9 protein-coding genes are annotated in these 16,319 nt (G+C 66.2%); 1 reads left to right on the top strand and 8 read right to left on the bottom strand.

Going from position 1 to position 16,319, the window contains the following annotated elements; translation table 11 throughout:
• Positions 1-3: 3 nt before the first annotated feature.
• The 7 genes from BCUN_RS01765 to aroC form a co-directional block, all read right to left on the bottom strand.
• Positions 4-798: an ABC transporter ATP-binding protein gene (locus tag BCUN_RS01765; RefSeq protein WP_051920469.1), complete on the bottom strand. Its 795-nt coding sequence runs from the start codon at positions 796-798 to the stop codon at positions 4-6.
• Between the two features lie 171 nt (positions 799-969).
• Positions 970-2,595: an alpha-amylase gene (locus BCUN_RS01760; RefSeq protein WP_051920467.1), complete on the bottom strand. Its 1,626-nt coding sequence runs from the start codon at positions 2,593-2,595 to the stop codon at positions 970-972.
• 322 nt (positions 2,596-2,917) lie between these two features.
• On the bottom strand, positions 2,918-5,506 hold the full coding sequence (locus tag BCUN_RS01755; protein ID WP_156100108.1) for an InlB B-repeat-containing protein: 2,589 nt from the start codon (positions 5,504-5,506) through the stop codon (positions 2,918-2,920).
• A gap of 200 nt (positions 5,507-5,706) precedes the next feature.
• Positions 5,707-10,953, bottom strand: a complete 5,247-nt coding sequence (gene pulA, locus BCUN_RS01750; RefSeq protein WP_034258241.1) for a type I pullulanase — start codon at positions 10,951-10,953, stop codon at positions 5,707-5,709.
• Between the two features lie 320 nt (positions 10,954-11,273).
• A complete protein-coding gene (gene aroQ, locus BCUN_RS01745; RefSeq protein WP_033516413.1) occupies positions 11,274-11,717 on the bottom strand; it encodes a type II 3-dehydroquinate dehydratase in 444 nt (147 codons plus the stop codon).
• Positions 11,718-11,801: 84 nt separating this feature from the next.
• Positions 11,802-13,421, bottom strand: a complete 1,620-nt coding sequence (locus tag BCUN_RS01740) for a bifunctional shikimate kinase/3-dehydroquinate synthase (RefSeq protein WP_152598114.1) — start codon at positions 13,419-13,421, stop codon at positions 11,802-11,804.
• 17 nt (positions 13,422-13,438) lie between these two features.
• Positions 13,439-14,629, bottom strand: coding sequence for a chorismate synthase (gene aroC / locus BCUN_RS01735; protein ID WP_033516411.1), 1,191 nt, complete (start codon positions 14,627-14,629; stop codon positions 13,439-13,441).
• 46 nt (positions 14,630-14,675) lie between these two features.
• Here aroC and BCUN_RS01730 point away from each other — a divergent pair, with 46 nt between their 5' ends.
• Positions 14,676-15,122, top strand: coding sequence for a prepilin peptidase (locus BCUN_RS01730; protein WP_033516410.1), 447 nt, complete (start codon positions 14,676-14,678; stop codon positions 15,120-15,122).
• Here BCUN_RS01730 and mltG read toward each other — a convergent pair.
• Positions 15,119-16,300 (bottom strand): endolytic transglycosylase MltG, encoded by a 1,182-nt coding sequence (gene mltG / locus BCUN_RS01725; protein ID WP_033516409.1) that lies wholly within the window; start codon positions 16,298-16,300, stop codon positions 15,119-15,121. The genes BCUN_RS01730 and mltG overlap by 4 nt on opposite strands.
• Between the last annotated feature and the right edge of the window lie 19 nt (positions 16,301-16,319).

Raw genomic sequence — 16,319 nt, 5'->3', positions numbered from 1 at the left:
CCCTCACCATCCCATCCGCTCGAGGAAGTCGGACAGGGCACGTTCGCGTCCCTGGCCGCCGTCCGCCGTATAGGTGCCGGGTCGGCATTCGTCGACGATGGCGCCGTCGCGCAGGTAGAGGATGCGGCTGCCGCGCAGTGCGGAGTGCCGGTCGTGGGTGACCATGACGATGCCCTGTCCCCTGTGGTGCAGGCGCGTGAAGACGTCGAGCACGGCCTGGGCATGATGCGAGTTGAGGGCGCCGGTCGGTTCGTCCGCGAAGACGAGGGCGGGATCGTTGACGAGTGCCCGTACGACGCTCGCACGTTGGGCCTCGCCGCCGGACACCTGCGTGGCGGCGCGCTGCCAGGTGCGTTCGTCGAGGCCGACCTGGGTGAACAGCGTGCGCGCCTTGGCGATGATGTCCCGCTTCGAGCGCATCGTCAAGGCGCCTGCGACGATGGCGTTGTCCATGAGGCTCATGCCGTCGAGCAGCTGGTGCTGCTGGAAGACGAATCCGCAGGCGTGGCGTCGGAAGACGGCCAAGTCGTCGTCCCCCATCGCGGTGATGTCCTTGCCGTCGAACGTGACGGTGCCGCCACTAGGGCGGTCGAGTCCCGCCAGTGCGTGCAGCAAGGTCGACTTGCCGGAGCCGGATGGTCCCATGATGACCGTGAAGTCGCTGCGGTGGATGTCGACGTCAAGGCCGCGCAGCACGCATTGCGGGTGGTCCCCCGCGTCGTATGCCTTGGTCAGGCCGCGTGCGCTGACGATCGGCGCGTCGGCCTGCCGCGTGTCCGTCGGTGTCGTGGTGCTCATGGGTCGGCTCCTTCGAGGGTGGCGTCGGATGGTTCGACGTCACCATACGGCTCCGGCCCGGGGCAGCGCCAGCAACGGATACGGACATGTGTCCCGCAGGACGCAACGCTGCGTTGCATCCGCATGGTTCCAATGTTTCGACGGGGCAGGCACGCATCGGTTGCCGGCGCCTCACCAGCTCGGGGTGCTCGGGTCGACGGCGACCGAGGAGGCGGGATGCACCTTCGCGGTCGCGCCCGCGTAGATCGCCACGGCGCTCTTGGCCGCCACGTCGACCTTCACCTTGCCGCCCTTGACGGTCACGGTCGTCGAGCAGTCCTGCGTGCCGTACACGTCGCAGTACTCGCCGTCGGGCATGTCCGTGTCGAACTCGAGGCCCTTGAGGTCGTCGGTGGAGTTGTTGATGGCGATGAAGCCCTTGTTGCCCCGCGAGAAGGCGATCACGTTGTCGTCATGCTCCTGCCAGTCGGTGACCTGCGTGCCGTGCACGTAGTTGTGGAAGGCGATCATGCCGCGGATCGGCGTCCACCGTTGCTGGCAGTTCCACTGTCCGTCCGCGCTGGAGCATTCGTCCGCGAAGTCGACTTCCGGCACTTCGGTCGCGGTCGAGCCCGGTGCGCCGTCGTCGCTGGCGGTGAACCCGTAGTCCGAGATCAGGCGCGGCGTGCCGTAGTCGTAGGCCAGCATGAAGGCGTTGGCGAGCGCGTAGTCGGCGCCGTCCCGGTAGGTCAGGGCCTGGCCATTGCGGGCGGTGTCCCAGTTGGTGACGAACACGTTGGCCAGTTCGTCGGGGATCGCGAACTTGTTGCGCTTGGTGTCGCCGAGGCGCTCCCCGAGGTCGGACAGGCTGGTCAGCGACCCCTTGAAGGCGGACTTGAGGTTGGTGACGTAGGCGAACTGGGTGACGGTGCCGTTGTCGAAGTAGTTGGAGGGCTGGATGCCGGAGGCCTCCCCGGCGTTGCCGATGACCTCCTGCACCCAGAAGATGTCCTTGGCGGGGGCGCCGATCTTCGTGGCGGTCTTCTCCTTGATGGCCTTCAAGTCGTCGGCGTCGATGTGCTTGGCCGCATCGATGCGGAAGCCGCGCACGCCCATCTCGTAAAGCTTGGCGAAGTAGTCGGACTGGATGTCCTGCACCTTGTCGCTGGAGGTGTCGAAGTCCCACATGCCGCTGAGCCTGCCTTCCTGGACTTCCTCCTGGTTGAGGTAGCCGGTGATGGAGGCGCCGTTCTCATAGTCGTGGAAGTCGTCCTTCGTGATGCCCTTGGGGTATTGGTCCTCGTTGCCGGTGAAGCCGGGATAGTCGCCGGTGGTCGGGTTGTACTTGGTGCCGGCCACGCCGCGCTGGGTGCCCTTGTCGTTGGCCCCGGTCGTCTGGTTGAGCACCACGTCGGCGATGATGTCCACGCCGGCGGTGTTGCATTCCTCGACCATGTTCTTGAACTCGGCCTGCGTACCGAGCTTGGAGTCGAGCTTGTAGCTCACCGGCTGGTAGCTGGTCCACCATTGGGTACCTTCGATGGTCTCCTGCGGCGGGGAGACCTCCACGTAGGCCACCCCTTCGGGCCCGTAGGTCTCCGTGCATTCCTTGGCGATGGAGTTCCAGGGCTGCTGGAAGGCGATGACTTCGACGTCGGTCTTCTTGGGCAGTTCGGTCGAACCGGTTTCCTGGGCACCGCATCCGGCCATGGCCGGGGATACGGCGATCGCCAGGATGGCCAGTGCAGCACAGGAACGTTTGCAGGTCGTGCCCTTCGCATAGGCATGCGTCCTCTTGTAGCTGCGGTACCTCGTCATGCTCCGTATCCCTTCCGATTCCTCGTCGACATCGATTGCAACCGTTCCACTCTACCGCACCTCCCACGGTACGGAAAGCCGCGTCTTATGCACCGCGGCAGGCCCCGCCCGCGCACCCCTCGGCGTCTTCCGTCCACATGGACGGGGATGCCTGGGCCGCGCAGGCTGGGCAGCTTGTCAGGCGCGTCGCTTCCGCGAGATCGCCAGGGCCGTGCCGAGGACACCGGCCAGCAGGGATGCGAGGAACAGTCCCGTCACCGAGGCGCCGGTGGCGGCCAGGGGTCCTTCGGAGCCGTCGTGGCCGGCGTCCCGCCGGCGGGCGTCAGCCGCGGTCCCCTCGCGTCGCGTCGGGCGCGTCGGGTGCCGCCGGCTGTTGTGCTTCGGATGCGGCCGTCCGGGTGAAGGTCGCACGGACCCGTACGCTGCCCTGGGGCATCGTGAAGGTCTGGTCGTCGCCGATTTCGACATCGCCTCGCAGGATGTCCCATCCGGTGAACCGGTAGCCGTCGTCGGGCGTTGCGCTCAACGTGACCTTGGTGCCGGGGGCCACTGCCGCGGTCGGGTCTGCTGACGCCGTGCCGCCTTCACCGGCCTCTACGTGCACGGGAAACACGGTGTTCGCCACGCGCCACAGCTGGGTGCCGTAGAAGGGGTTGGCCGTGCCGACCAGCAGATAGTCGTCGGTGTTCACGAAGACGCGCAGGCCATGGTTGAAGGGGTCGCCGAATCCGTCGTCGGCCACGGTCTCGATGCTCACGTGAGTGCCGTTGTCGGTGATTTCGAACAGGTTGAAGCCGCGCTTGGAAGAGGAGAGGTACGGCAGGGACTTGAGGAAGGCCTGCATGTTGCGCTGCGACGCGAGCTTGACGATGGTCTCGTACAGCGTACGCAGGGCGTCCGGCATCTGCAGGCGGTCGAGCAGGGAAAGGACCTCACCGTAATCTTCGACGAATGCGGCGGAGGCGCGTTCGTCCAGGGCGGTTTCCAGTGCGCCGAGCCTGTCGTTGGCGTCGACCAGGGCCGCGGCGGTCTCCATGTCCTCCAGGGAGCCGGGCACGATGCTGCCGTCCGTAAGGCCGGCAACGAGCGCCTGGCGTGCCTTGTCGGTCAGCGTGACCGACTGTCCCGCCGCCGCGGTGCCGTCGGCGCTCGCCGTCATGGCTGCCTCCGCGCGGTCCTGTGCCTGGTCCAGGGCCCAGTCGACCAGCGCGTCGGGATCGTCGGCGCTCGGGGCGGCAGAGGCGTCAGTCGTGTCCAGGTCGTGCGCCGCCACGGCGTCGCGCTTGAGCACGAGTTCGAGGAAGGTGCGTAGGTGTCCCAAGGTGGCGGCCCATTCCTCCTTGGTCAGGTGCAGGATGTCGCCGTTGGTGAACTGGGCCATCGGTTCGAGCAGCGTGGTCGTGTTCATCGTGGACAGGTACATGCGGCCTTCGTGCACGGTGGTCTGCCACGTGTACTGGTTCATGTGGTTGCCGTAGCCGGACCCCAGGCCCGTGGAACCGCCGTCGGGGAAGGTGTCGTTGGGGTCGCCCACGAGCATCTCCACGTGTTCGTCGGCGTCCATGCGGTACAGGTTGATGGACTGGTCGAGGTTGGTGCCCTGCGTGACGAAGTCCATGTTCGTCGCAAAGCCCTGCAGGGCGCTCGAGACGTCGTTGTAGTCGCCGATGTACAGGTAGTCGCCGTAGACCTGCAGGGTGCAGGCGCCGGCGCTGACACGACCGGCGTCCATGCCGTAGTGGTACTTGGCGCCCTTGGCCGTGTCACCGACGAGCGGACGCCAGTGCCAGTCGTCCTTCTCGGTCGGGTCGCCCGTGTTCTCGCCCACGTAGATGGCGAAGGACCTCAGGGTGCCGGTCTCCTCGTTGCGCGTGTCGCGCTTGCCGGTGCACACCACCACGTACAGCTTGCCGTTGAATTCCTGCACCTGGTAGATGCCGCCGCCTCCGTTGACGTCGGAGCGGTGGATGGCGGGCAGCCCGTCGAAGCTGTCCATGTCGGCGATGACCTTGTAGGAGCCGGGCACGCCGGGCGTGTCGGAAGCCACCAGGTAGGCGGCGCCGCCGTCCTCGGTGGGCTTGAGGTCACCCGCCACCAAGGTGTTGCCGAACGAGCCGATGGCCCTGGTGGACGTGAAGACGCCTTGCTGCACGAGCTGGCGGAAGCCGTCGACGTCCACACTGTCGTAGACGCGCGTCAGCCGGTCGCCGTCTTCCGGGTCGACTTCGTAGATGCAGGGGAAGCCGTTCTGCATGGCCATGGCGGTCTTGATTTCCTGTGCGGTGAGCCCGGGCGTGGAGGTGTCCATGACCATGCCTTCGAAGTACAGCTTGCCGTTCATCTTGAACGCGCTGCGGAAGGTGGGGATGACGCCCACTCCCCCGTCGATGCCGGCGCTCTGCGACATGAGGATCTTCGTCTCGCCGGTCTTCACGTTGAACTTGAACAGTATGCCGCCGGCGCTGTCGCCGTCCGGCTCGCCCAGGTACATGTGCCCCGAGTACAGGGTCTGGATCAGCTCGGTGGCGGCTTCGGCGCTCATGCCCATGTTGGAGGCCAGGCCGTTCTTGAGGATGGCCTGGACGCCCAGGCCGCCGTACATGGTGCCGATGTACACCCAGTCGCCGTACGATTCCGCCGCATAGCTGTAGGACTGGCCGCGGTCGCCCTGCCCCGCGTCGCTTGCCGAGACGGCGCCGCCGCCGACGTAGTCGACCACGCCGTCCGCGGTCCGCAGGCCGCTTTCGGGGTGGCTGACCTTCTCGAAGCTCATGCCATTCGACGCCTCGTAGACGTCGACGATGCGACCGTCCAGGCCACCGCCGTCGTCGGCGACGGCGGTCATGGCGGCACTGCCGAACAGCGCGCAGGCGACGGCAGCGCCGATGGCGGCGCGGATGCGTTTCTTCACGATGACAATCTCCTTGGTCTCCTTGGTGACGGATACGGCCGGCCCCGGCGGACCGCCACGATGCAGCCTACCCAAATACAGACGGAATCTCATCATTTGTCTCGTTTTCCGCGCGAAACATGTACAAGCGTTCACCGAAAGAAAAAGGAGGGCGCCGGATGGCGCCCTCCGAATGTCAGTCCCGGTGGGGACCGTTCACCTTAGCTCCTGCGCTCGCGGCGCATGAGCAGTGCCGAGGCGGCGACGGCCAGTGCCAGCGCCACCAGCACCAGGACGGCGATGGAGGAGCCGGTGCTGGCGATGCCGGAGATGCGGTCGGCCGCGGCGGCGGCAGCCGCGGCGCCGTCGGCACCATTGGCGCCGGGGTCGACGGCCTGCGGGAGCGCCTCGGTGGCGAGCACCAGCGCACTGCGGGCAGGGACCTTGACCGCGTCGCCTTCGGCGACCGTCATCTTGGCACCAACGGCAGGGACCTCGAGGCCCTGGGCTGCCGTGTCCGTCGTATCGGCGGCGGCCACCGCGTCCTCGACGGGGATGTCGTCGCTCCGGAACGCGACGGCCTCGACCGGGGCGTCAGCCGCATCAGCTGCGTCGGCGCCCAGCAGCACCTCGTACCCCTGCGGATCGATGCCCTCCAGGTCCACGTCGTCGGCATTGGCGTTGAGCACCACGACGTAGGTGCCCTTCGTGTCGCCGATGCGGTAGGCGACCACGCCGTCGGCGGCCTTGATGACCTTGGCGGTGGCGTTGATTGCGCCGTAGTCGGCCATGCGGAACGCGGAGACGCTCTTGCGCAGTGCGATGAGCTGCTTCACGTAGGCGGCGCTGTCGGCGTAGACGGCGTCGTCGAGGCGGTTCCAGTCGATCATGTTCACGCCGTCGCCGACGTTGTAGCTGTTGCCGTCACCGCCCTTGGTGCGCAGGAACTCCTGGCCGATCTGGAATTCGGCGATGCCGTTGGCCAGGAAGATGGAGGCGTCGGCCAGCTTGGCGGCCTCGGCGATCTTCTCCTTGCGTTCCTGCTCGCCCATCGTGTCGGCGTCGGGCAACGGGTTGCCCTCGCCGTCCACGAAGAGGGACTTCTCCAGCTTGTCGTTGAGCGTGAGGTTGTCGTGGATCTCGACGTAGTTCACCGACTGCGCGGCGTTCGCGTAGTGGAACACGTTGTTGCCGTTGTTGCAGGTGGCCGGATTGAGGCTGCCGTCCTCGAGGGTGGCGTCCATCTGGTTCTGGCATCCGAGCATGTTGTTGGCGATGCGCTCCTCCAGGCCGGCCGCACCGTTGACGAAGCCCTGGCCGGTGTCCGAGAACACGGAGCCCTTGAGGCCGTCGCGGATGGAGTCGTTGAAGAAGGACACGGTGGAGGTGCCGTTGTCGAGTTCGTAGCCGTTCGGCTGGATCGACATGAGGGACTTGTCCATCGTGGAGTTCATGTCCCATCCCTCGCCGACGACGATGATCGAGGGGTCGATCTCGTCGAGGGCGGCGCGCACCTGCTTCATGGTCTCCAGGTCATGCAGGCCCATGAGGTCGAAGCGGAAGCCGTCCATGTGGTATTCCTTCGCCCAGTAGGTGACGGAATCCACGATGTACTTGCGCATCATGGCACGCTCGGAGGCGGTGTCGTTGCCGCAGCCGGAGTTGTTGACCAGCGAGCCGTTCTGGTAGCGGAAGTAGTATCCGGGGACCGTCTGGCCGAAGGGGTTGGTGGCCGCGTCGGCGACATGGTTGTAGACGACGTCCATGATCACGCGGATGCCGTTGTCATGCAGCCCGTCGACCATCTCCTTGGCCTCGACGATGCGGGTCGCGGGGTCGGTCGCGTCGGATGCGTAGGAGCCTTCCGGCACGTTGTAGTTCAGCGGGTCGTAGCCCCAGTTGTAGTTGGAGTCGTCGAGCGGCTTCGTCTCGTCCACGCTCACGTAGTCGAACATCGGCTGGATCTGCAGGTGGGTGATGCCCAGGTCCTTCAGGTAGTCAACGCCGGTGGACGTGCCGGAGGAGTTGACGGTACCCGTCTCGACCATGCCCAGGTACTTGCCGCGGTTCGCCTCGGAGACGCCGGAGGTCTCGCTCTTGGTGAAGTCGCGGATGTGGGTCTCGGCGATGATCGCGTCGGCCGGCGAGGTGAAGGGTTCCATGCGCGTCGATCCGGCCACGGTCGTCCGCTGCCCGGAGAGCACGACGGAACGCCTGCCGTTGACCACGGCGGCCTTGGCGTAGGGATCGGCGGTGGTGTTCACCGTGCCGTCGGCGAAGGACACGCGGTACGCGTAAGCGGTGCCGTCGTCGACCTTGGCGGTCACGCTCCACACGCCCTTGTCGCCGCGCTGCATGTCGACCGCACCGGCCTCGGCCGATTTCTCGGAGTTGTCCTGGTAGGTGACGAGCTTGACGTCCTTGGCGGTCGGCGCCCAGACCTTGAAGGTCGAGCCGCCGTCGGCCCAGGTGGCACCCAGGTCGTCGCCGTCGTAAGCATAGGCCTGGTCGAAGGCGTCGGTGCGCACCACGGAGCCGGCGACGACGTCGGCGGAGCCGAAGTCGCCGATCTCGATGACGTACTTGGCGGTCAGGTCGAGGTCCTGCGCGACGGTGACGGTCACCATGGTACCCTCGACCTTCACGTCCTTGACCTCGACGGTGTTGCCGTCGGCGTCGGTGAGCTTGACGGCGTCCTTGACGGAAGCCTCGTCGGCGTTCCGGGACAGCTTGGCGCTGACCTCGGCGTTGCCGGAGATCTCGGCGGACACGATGCGGGCGCCGAGGGCGGGACGGGCGGTGTACACGGTGGCGTCGTCCTGGACCAGCCAGACCTCACCCTTGGCCGTGTTGGACGCGGCGTCGAAGACGAGGGCGCTGGCGGTCATCTTGATGTCGCCGTCGCCGCCGTCCTTCTTGGCCCACTCGTCCACGCCGAAACGGCGCAGCATGCCGAAGTCGGAGATGCCGTTGTCGGACTGGTAGGCGTAGTTGGAGAAGGACAGCCTGGCGACCTCGCCCCAGTCGTCGTGGCTGGTGAACTTGCCGGCGAAGCCGTCGGAGTTGGCGTTCCATGTCCAGATGTCCCACTGCGGCACCTTGACCGGTTCTTCCTTGCCCTGATCGTTGATATAGGTGGCTCCAGGCTGGAAGTACATGCCGTCTAAGCGCTGGTAGTGCACGGTCAGCTCCACGGAGGCGGCCTTGCAGGCGTAGTCGGCGGGGGCCGTGTCCAGGGTGGAGTCCGCGTCGCCGGTGCCGTCGATCCACACCTCGGCGGTGCCGTCCTTGGCGACCTTGACGATGCGGTCGCCGCCGAACTTGTCCCAGCCGTCGGTGGTGACGATCATGCCCAGCTCGTCGAAGGAGCCGTCGATGACGTATTCGCCGACCTTGCCGTAGCAGTCGGTGCCGGTGAAGGCGTGGTGCGCGCCGGCGAGGTCGTTGCCGGACTTGTCGGTGCCCCAGAAGTAGACGCCGCGGCCGGGGTCGGACTCGGCTGCCTTGTAGTGTACGAGCAGTCGCGTCTGCGCGCCGATGGATTCGGGGTTGCCCACGGTCATTTCGTGGTTTGCCACGCCCACATGGGTGATACCCAGCGCGGGGGTGTAGTTGCCGCCGCCGTTGGGGTTGTCCCAGTTGTTGTTGCCGTCGTTGAAGACCATCTCGATGGCCTTGCCCTTGGTGTCCAACGTGGCGGTGAAGTAGCCCTGGGCGTCCTTGGTCATCTCCACGCCGGGAACGGCGGTCCAGTCATCGCCCACGCCGTAATGGATGTAGGCCTTCTCCTGGCCTTCCGCGGCCTTGTAGTACACGGTCAGCGTGGTGTCGTCGGGCTTGAGGGTGGTGTCCGGCACGACCACGTCCGGGGTGCTGGGGTCGGTCGCGGCATCGGCCGCGGGGTGGGTGGCCTTGGTGGCGCCGCCGTAGATGGCGACGGCCTGCATGGCGGGGATGGTCATCTTGACCTTGCCGCCGGAGACGGTCACTGTCTTCGAGCAGTCCTGCGTGCCGTAGACGTCGCAGTACTCGCCGTCGGGCATGTCGGTCGCGTATTCCACGTCCTTGTCCTCGGCCGAGTTGTTGAGGGCCACGAAGCCCTTGCCGCCGCGGGAGAAGGCGATGTTGTTCGCGGCGTCGTCCTGCCAGGAGGTGACGGCGGTGCCGGCCACGTAGTTATGGAAGGCGATCATGCCGCGCGTGGTGGTCCAGCGCTGCTGGCAGTTCCAGTCGCCGTCCTTGGTCGAGCAGGCCTGGTCGAAGTCGACGTCCGGCACCGCGGTGTCGGTGGCGCCGGGGGCGCCGTTGTCGTTCACGTCGTACTTGTAGTCGGACAGCAGGCGCGGCGTGCCGTAGTCGTAGGCCAGCATGAAGGCGTTGGCCAGCGAGTACATGGAACCGTCCTTGTAGGTGATGGCGCCGTCGTTGCGTGCGGTGTCCCAGTTGGTCACGAAGACGTTCGCCAGTGCGGAAGGCACGGCCAGCTTGTTCGAAGAGGTGTCGCCGATGCGGGTCGACAGGTCCTTGAGCCCGGCGATGTTGCCCTTGAACTTGGCGTTGAGGTCGGACTTGTAGTCGAACTGGGTGACAGTGCCGGTGCCGAAGTAGTTGTAGGGCTGGATGCCGGCGGCCTCGTTGCCGTTGCCGATGACCTCCTGGATCCAGTAGATGTCGTCGGCATTCATGTTGAGCTTCCTGGCCATGGCGTCCTTGACGCCCTTGACGTCATCGGCGTTGATGTGCTTGACGGCATCCATGCGGAAGGCGCGCACGCCCAGGTTCCACAGCTTGACCAGGTAGTCGGACTGGATGTCCTGCACCTTGGCGGAGGAGGTGTCGAAGTCCCACATGGAGCTCAGGCGGCCTTCCTGCACTTCCTGCTGGTTGGTGTAGTCGGAGATGCTCTTGCCATTCTCGTAGTCGTGGAAGTCGTCCTTCGTCACGCCCTGCGGGTACTGGCCGGACTCGCCGGTGAAGCCGGGATAGTCGCCGGTGGAACCGTTGTACTTGGTGCCGGCCACGCCGGTCTGTTCGCCGGCGGCCACGTCGGAGCCGGTGGTCTGGTTGAGGACCACGTCGGCGATGATGCCGACGCCCGCGGCCTCGCAGGTCGCGACCATGTCCTTGAATTCGGCCTCGGTGCCCAGCTTCGAGTCGAGCTTGTAGCTCACGGGCTGGTAGGAGGTCCACCAGGCCGTGCCCTGGATGCTTTCCTGCGGCGGCGAGACCTCGACGTACTTGACTCCTTCCGGTCCGTACGTCTTGGTGCACTCCTTCGCGATGGAGTTCCAGGTCTGCTGGAAGGCGATCACCTGCACGTCGGTCGCCTTCGGCAGCTGGGTGCTGCCGGTATCGTCCGCCATCGCACTGGATGGGACGGCGAGCAATGCGCCACTGCAGCCCAGGGCAAGCGCAACGGCCATGCCGACGGGGCGGCGCACCGCAGTCCGCAACTGCTTGTTCACCATATGCGTGTTTCCATTCTCTTGTCTCCGTGCGCGGCCAGACGGTTCGGGCATCCATGCCCACACCGGTCAAGCACGCGCTTTTGCCAATGTATGCTCCAACCGCTTGCGCTCAATGCAAGGATTCTCTCGGCTCCACAACAAGGTGGATTGCATACGATTGCACGAAAATCGTTTTCAATTTTACACAATTTCTTCACATCCGTGAAATCAGGCATTCACAATGCGGCCGTCGCACAATGCGGCAGGGCCCCGTCGGGCTGTCGGACGGCATGCCGTCCGACAGCCCGACGGGGCCCTGCCGCATTGTGCGACGGTACTGCCTACTTGGTCAGGTCTGCGACCGCTTCCAATGCGAGCTTGTAGCCGAGGAAGCCCAGGCCGGTGATGGTGCCCGTGGCGACCGGGCTGATCACGGAACGCTTGCGGAACTCGTCGCGTGCCGCCGGGTTGGAGATGTGGACCTCCATGAGCGGCATGTCCGCATCCAGCACCATGTGGGCGGCGTCGGCAAGCGCATAGGAGTAGTGGGTGAAGGCAGCCGGATTCATGATGACGGCCATCTGCCTGTCGGCCGCCTCGTGCATCCACTGGACCATCTGTGCCTCGTCGTCCGTCTGCCGCACCTCGACCGCGAGCCCGTATTCGACGCCCCACTGCTCGCACAGCCTGCGCAGCTGTTCGATGTCCTGCTTGCCGTACACGTCCGGCTGGCGCACGCCAAGCCGTCCGAGGTTCGGTCCGTTCACCACGATGACTTTCTGCATGTTCTCTCCATTCCACCGGCATCCGCGGCCGGATTCATGCTGCCCATGATAACCGCGTCGGTTCCGCCATGGGCTGCATGCACGCTAGCCGCGGATGGCCTCGAAGGATTCGCGGACGATCCGCCCCTCCGGACCGTCGAGGTGCACGGGGTGGCCGATGCCGTCGAGGACCACGAACCGCAGGGTGTTGCCGCGCGCCTTCTTGTCGCGGTGCATGAGCTGCAGTGCCTGGTCGTAGCTGCCGTTGGACCAGCTGGTGGGCAGGCCGAGGGAGGACAGGAGGCTCCGGTGGTAGTCGACGAGGTCCGGGTCGATGAGGCCCGAACGACGGGCGAGCTCCGCTGCGAAGACCATGCCCACCGCGACCGCATTGCCGTGACGCCAGCGGAAGTGCTCCATCTGCTCGATGGCGTGGCCGAAGGTGTGCCCGTAGTTGAGGAATTCCCGCAGGCCCTTCTCCTTCAGGTCCGCACTTACGTGGTGTACCTTGACGCGCACGGTGCGTTCGATGAGTTCGGCGACGACCGGCTTGAGTGGCGAGTCGAGGAAGCTGGCGCCGTCGAAGGCGCGCAGTGCGTCGGCGTGGCCCTCGAGGATGTGCAGGATCTGCGGGTCGTGGATGAATCCCGACTTGGCCACCTCGCCCAGGCCCTCGACGAAGATGTCGTTGGGCAGCGTGGCAAGGGTGCGCAGGTCCGCGAGCACTCCGGCCGGCGTGTAGAAGGATCCCACCAGGTTCTTGCCCTGAGGCGTGTTGATGCCGGTCTTGCCGCCCGTCGAGGCGTCCACCATGGCCAGCAACGAGGTGGGACAGTTCACGTAGCGGATGCCACGCATCCAAGTGGCGGCGACGAAGCCGGCCAGGTCCGTGCAGGCGCCACCGCCCAACCCGACGATGGCGTCCGAGCGCGTGAAACCCTCACGCCCCAGACGTTCCCAGATGCCGTTCGCCACCTGGATGGTCTTGCCCATCTCGGCGTCCGGTATGACGATGTCGCTGACCTCGTAGCCGGCCTTGCGCAGGATGGTGCGTGCTCGGTCGGAATGGCGCTGGACGGACTGGGTATGGATGAGCCCGACCCGTACGGGTCCCGTGCCGAGCACGTCGGGAAGGTGCTGCAGCGCCCCTTCGCCGATGCGTACGTCGTAGGGTTCGATGCCTGCGCCGGTCACGTGCACGATGCCTTCGTCAATCATCTCGATCATCTTCCTTGCTGCCGTTTTCGGCGTCAGGCCCTTGGTACGGACCACTACGTTGGATACCTGTCGGTAGACGGGGTCACGCTGCTCGAAGAGCGTGCGCCACCGCGCGTCCGCGTCCCCGTCGAGCATGGGCCGGCCGCCGCCGCGGCGCGCGCGTTCCATGGCTTCCTGGGGGTCGGCGAGCAGGTAGATGACCTTGCCTCCCGACGCCGCATACGCCGCCAGGGCCTCCTGGACGGCCGGGGTCATGGGGGCTCCCCCGCCCAACGCGAAGACGCCTGGGAAGGAAGCGAGGACCTCGCAGACCACGTCGCGTTCGGCCTCGCGGAACGCGGGCTCGCCGTGCTGCGCGAAATACCGGGGAATGCCCATACCGAGACGGCGTTCGAGCTCTATGTCGGCGTCCTTGAAGGGCAGGCCCGTCATCTGCGCCATCTCCTTGCCCAGGCGTGTCTTGCCCGCGCCCATCATGCCGATGACCACTGCTGCTGGCTGTACCATGTGTCCCTCTTTCGGCATCAGCGCATGTGTTCCGGCCAGGATGCCAAGTAGGACTCGATGTTGCGGCGTGTCTCGGACACGCTGTCGCCGCCGAACTTCTCCAGCAGGTACTGTGCCAAGGTCAGCCGCACCATCGCCTCGGCGACGACCGCAGCCGCGGGCACGGCAGTGCTGTCGGAACGCTGGTTGATGGCCTTGGCTTCCTCGCCGGTGGCGACGTCCACGGTACGCAGGGCGCGCGGAATGGATGGGATGGGTTTCATGGCGGCGCGCAGGCGGATCGGCTGCCCGTTGGACATGCCGCCCTCGATGCCACCGGCACGGTTGGTGAGACGTTCGATCCTGCCGTCCGGGCCGATGACCATCTCGTCATGGGCCTGAGACCCCGGACGGTCGGCCTCGAGGAAGCCGTCGCCGACTTCCACGCCCTTGATGGCCTGGATGCCCATGAGCGCCGCCGCCAGCGCCGCGTCAAGCCGGCGGTCCGACTCGACATAGGTGCCTACGCCGGCAGGCATGCCGTAGGCGATCACCTCGATGACACCGCCCAGGGTGTCGCCGGCCTCCTTCGCCTCGTCGACCCGCGCCATCATGCGCGCTTCCGCTTCCTTGTCCAGGGTACGCACCGGGGATGCGTCCAGGGCCGCCAGGTCGTCGGGTGTGGGCAGGGTGGCCTCGTTCCCCTCCACACCCGCACCGCCGATGGAGATGACATGGGCGACCGTGCGGACGCCCGCGGCCTGTTCGAGGAAACGTGCCGCCACGGCACCGAGTGCCACGCGCGAAGCCGTCTCACGGGCGCTGGACCGCTCCAGGACGGGACGCGCATCGTCGAAACCGTACTTGCGCATGCCGGTCAGGTCGGCGTGTCCCGGGCGCGGACGGCTGAGCGGCGCGTTGCGTCCCTCACGCGCGAGGTCGTGGTCGAGGGGGTCGGCGGCCATCACCTCGGTCCATTTGAGCCACTCGGTGTTGCCGATTTCGATGGCGACGGGCGAACCGAGGGTGCTCCCGTGCCGTACGCCTGCCAGCAGGCGCACCTGGTCCTGTTCGAATTTCATGCGGGCGCCGCGGCCGTATCCCAGCCGACGGCGCGCCAGGGCATCCTGGATGTCATGGGTGGTGACCTCGACGCCTGCGGGCAGCCCCTCGACCATGGCGACCAGCGCCTCTCCGTGCGACTCCCCTGCCGTCTGCCAACGCAACATGCCAACTCCTTTTCCGGTACGACGAACTCTTGCCTATAGTAACGGTATGGTAACCCTATGCTGCCTGCCCAGTCTGCTCTTTGGGACGCTGCTGTCCGGCCTCGACATCCGCACCCGACGCGTGCCGAGGCTCCTGGTGCTGTCCTGGCTGCTGGCGCAATGCGCGGCATGGTCCTTCCTGGCGTGGCAGTCGCACCGGTGGCTTCCCCTCGCCATGGCGCTCATGGGGGCACTGGGTGCGATGGTCATCCAGCTGGCCCTGGCCTTGGCCCGTCCGGGTGCGTTGGGACTTGGCGACGTATCCGTGGCATTGCCCTTGGGATGCCTCGTGGGATGGTTCGGATTCGACGCCTTCGTGGCATGGTGGCTGTGCATGGCATGCCTGGGCGCCCTCTGGGTGGGCGCATGGCGCCTCGCGGCACGCCGGATACGGAAGGTGCCCTTCGTGCCGCCCATGGTGTGCGCCGCCCTGGTGGCGCCGTTGCTGGCCTAGTTGGCGCCGTCGTTCGCCTTGTACTCCTGCACGTACTGCTCGAAGGTGTCGTAGTCGTCCGTGAACTTCGTCTCCCCCGTCTCGAGGTTGGTCGTCACGAAGTACAGCCAGTTGCCGTCGGTGGGATGCAGGGCCGCCTCGATGGCCTCGTCGCCGGGGTTGCTGATCGGGGTGGGCGGCAGCCCCTTGTGGACACGCGTGTTGTACGGGTTGGATTCGTCGTTGAGCTGGTCGTTGGTCAGCTGCGTGCCGGTGGTGTCGAAACCGTAGGCGACGGTGCTGTCCATACCCAGCGACATATCCTGGTCGAGCCGGTTGTAGATCACGCGGCTGACCTTGCCGTAGTACTCGTCCTGGTTGACTTCCGCCTCGACAATGGAAGCGATGATGAGGATGCGTTCGCGTTCCTCGCCCTGCGGCACGCCGAGTTCGTCGAGCTGCGCGATGCGGGCATCCACCATCTGCTTGAGCAAGTGCTGCGGGTCCTTGTCCTGGGCCACGTCGTAGACCCCCGGCTGGAGCCAGCCCTCGAAGCTGCCGTTGGCCTCCGTGGGAAGGATCGCGTCAATGACCTTCTGGTCCTTGGTGGCATCCGTGAATACGCTGACCGATTGATCGGTGGCCTGGGCGGCGTTCTCGAGCACCGTGGACAGGCGTTCACCCTGCCTCACCTCGAGGAAGCCCTTCGCATTGCCCTGGTCGGAGAGGATGGCCGCCACGCTGGACGCCTTCATCTGGTGCCTGAGCTGGTAGGTCCCCGGGTACAGGGTCATGTCGTTGGCGCTGACCACGCTGGTGAATGCCTCGGTGGACTTGATGACGTCCTCGTCGAGCAGGTGCTGCGCGATCTGCAGGGCGCCTTCACCTTGCTGGATGGTGAAACTGACCGATCCGCTGCCGGGACCGGGATAGTCATCCACGATGCTCTGGTCGGCAGTGCCGGCATGGCGCCAGCCCTTGACTGCCTGGACGGCGGCGATGCCGCCGCCGATGACGAGCAGGATGGCCACCACCGCGACCACGACTTTGATGAGGCGATGCTGCTTCCTGCGCTTGCGCTTGAGGCGCATCTCCTTGCGCGACCGCGGCGGCGTCGGCGGCGTCAGGCCTCCGCCGTCGCCGGCCTCGGGCCATGAATCCAAGTCGTCATCGAAAAAATCATGGATGTCGTCGCCCACTCTCGCTCCTCTGTCTTCC

It is taken from the genome of Bifidobacterium cuniculi (genome assembly GCF_000741575.1).
Lineage (GTDB): Bacteria > Actinomycetota > Actinomycetes > Actinomycetales > Bifidobacteriaceae > Bifidobacterium > Bifidobacterium cuniculi.
This window is presented reverse-complemented; position numbering and strand designations above follow the sequence as displayed.

Excerpts from the sequence above, each read along its gene's own strand:
- BCUN_RS01760 (WP_051920467.1), bottom strand. The coding sequence starts at position 2,595 with ATGACGAGGTACCGCAGCTACAAGAGGACGCATGCCTATGCGAAGGGC.
- BCUN_RS01730 (WP_033516410.1), top strand. The coding sequence starts at position 14,676 with ATGGTAACCCTATGCTGCCTGCCCAGTCTGCTCTTTGGGACGCTGCTG.
- pulA (WP_034258241.1), bottom strand. The coding sequence starts at position 10,953 with ATGGTGAACAAGCAGTTGCGGACTGCGGTGCGCCGCCCCGTCGGCATG.
- BCUN_RS01740 (WP_152598114.1), bottom strand. The coding sequence starts at position 13,421 with ATGGTACAGCCAGCAGCAGTGGTCATCGGCATGATGGGCGCGGGCAAG.
- aroC (WP_033516411.1), bottom strand. The coding sequence starts at position 14,629 with ATGTTGCGTTGGCAGACGGCAGGGGAGTCGCACGGAGAGGCGCTGGTC.
- aroQ (WP_033516413.1), bottom strand. The coding sequence starts at position 11,717 with ATGCAGAAAGTCATCGTGGTGAACGGACCGAACCTCGGACGGCTTGGC.
- BCUN_RS01765 (WP_051920469.1), bottom strand. The coding sequence starts at position 798 with ATGAGCACCACGACACCGACGGACACGCGGCAGGCCGACGCGCCGATC.